This window comes from Wolbachia endosymbiont of Nomada ferruginata, from assembly GCF_001675785.1.
GTDB lineage: Bacteria > Pseudomonadota > Alphaproteobacteria > Rickettsiales > Anaplasmataceae > Wolbachia > Wolbachia pipientis.
Map to the genome: position 1 here is coordinate 1 of NZ_LYUY01000151.1, position 1569 is coordinate 1569.

At 34.9% G+C, this 1569-nt stretch carries 1 protein-coding gene; it reads right to left on the reverse strand.

Annotated elements, in window-relative coordinates; genetic code table 11:
* Nucleotides 1-150: 150 nt before the first annotated feature.
* On the reverse strand, nt 151-1401 hold the full coding sequence (locus BA053_RS06150) for a cbb3-type cytochrome c oxidase subunit I (RefSeq protein WP_174525440.1): 1251 nt from the start codon (nt 1399-1401) through the stop codon (nt 151-153).
* Nucleotides 1402-1569 lie beyond the last annotated feature (168 nt).

Sequence of the window (1569 nt, forward strand, 5' to 3'; positions counted from 1 at the left end):
GGTGCACATAGTGCAAAAAATTAAAAATAAGACGCCAACTACGTTGTTTTCTTGCTGTTTAATCTGCACAGATGAAGATAAATAAATAGCTTCAGTACCATGATAAGGGCGCTGGCGGAGTTTGTCAAGTAAGTTTTTTGTTTCTATGGGTCAGTTGGTACGCGCTTTGCCTTTTAACAGATGTAAAAGCACAATTATTACGAACAACATTCCACCAACAACTGATATAGCGCCACCTATAATGAAGCACGTGCGTGCTAACATTGACGAAATACTTGGCAGATCTGCAACCTTCCTTAAAGCACCATATCCACCAAGCCACACAAGGCCAGTGATATGGAGAAAATGCCCTATACTGTAGGCATAAATCTGTAATCTTACCATGGAACTTTTTATCTCTTTAAAGTTTAATTTAGGTAACATCCAGTAGACAAAATTCATAAAAGCTATAGTGATACCAACTACAGAACCATGGTAATGAGCGGGAATCGTGACATTACCTTCAATAGTCAACACTCCGAGCACATCTCCATAAGTGAACAACAAAAATGAATGTAATAAATAGTTGCTTTTATCATTAATAAAAGTTCTGATGTTGTAGCACACTAATATTATCAAAAAGCACGGCAAAACTGCTCCAGCAATCCTCATATGCCAAGTAAAAAACTGTATTAACTTGGCACTATCAACTGGACAAACAAAATATATAAACGGTGCGCCTACAGCTAAAATTGTGTTTATAAATAGTGGTAAAATAGTAATTTTACTGTTTGACGCTAAACTAACATCACTGATTATTAAATACACTAAAAACATTCCTTGAGTAAAAGCAAACTGCAATAAATGTCCAGCTCCCCAAAAGAGATATTCGTAAAATAAATTATTATCTGAGTGATATAGACCTGGAGGCATATTATTATATGCTAAAACAAAGCAAAGAAATGACGATACAAGTATAATAACCAGCCCAATTTGCCCCACAGAGAGATATGAAACCTCTTTTTTTGATGTGTATGCTAGCATTGTATTTACTAATATACTGGCAATAAACAAACTGAGTCCAAACAAAAATAATTTGTTTTGTAACACGGGAATATAGTTATTTTTGATAACTTCAGTGTTTGGAACGAATGCGGATATAAACATGAGCAGCATCGAAAGGGTTGATAGAACCCATGAAAAGTTAAACCAACTATTGGTATTTTGTAGGTTTATGATAAAGAGCAGAGATATTATAGAGCACATCCACGCTAAAATTGACAAGTTCACGTGTATCACCAGCGCATTATCAAAAATATATTGTGCAGAAGGAATAAGAGAAGAGATAAAAGGCAATCGTAGAAAAATAACAATTATTGACAGTAACCCAGAGCAAGCAAGAGCACATACTGCCAAGAACATCCATTTTCTACAGAGCGGAGCGTTGTCTTGTATATTAAGCACAATCTTTTTTCTCAATTTTGTTCAATACAATGTATAACACTGCAATAAGAGGTTGTCCACAAACCAGTAAATCAAGCATATTCCCTACTTAACATAACTTTACTCATAGCCAGATATATGAAACTT

Coding starts and splice junctions, on each gene's coding strand:
- BA053_RS06150 (WP_174525440.1), bottom strand. CDS start 1,401: ATGTTCTTGGCAGTATGTGCTCTTGCTTGCTCTGGGTTACTGTCAATA.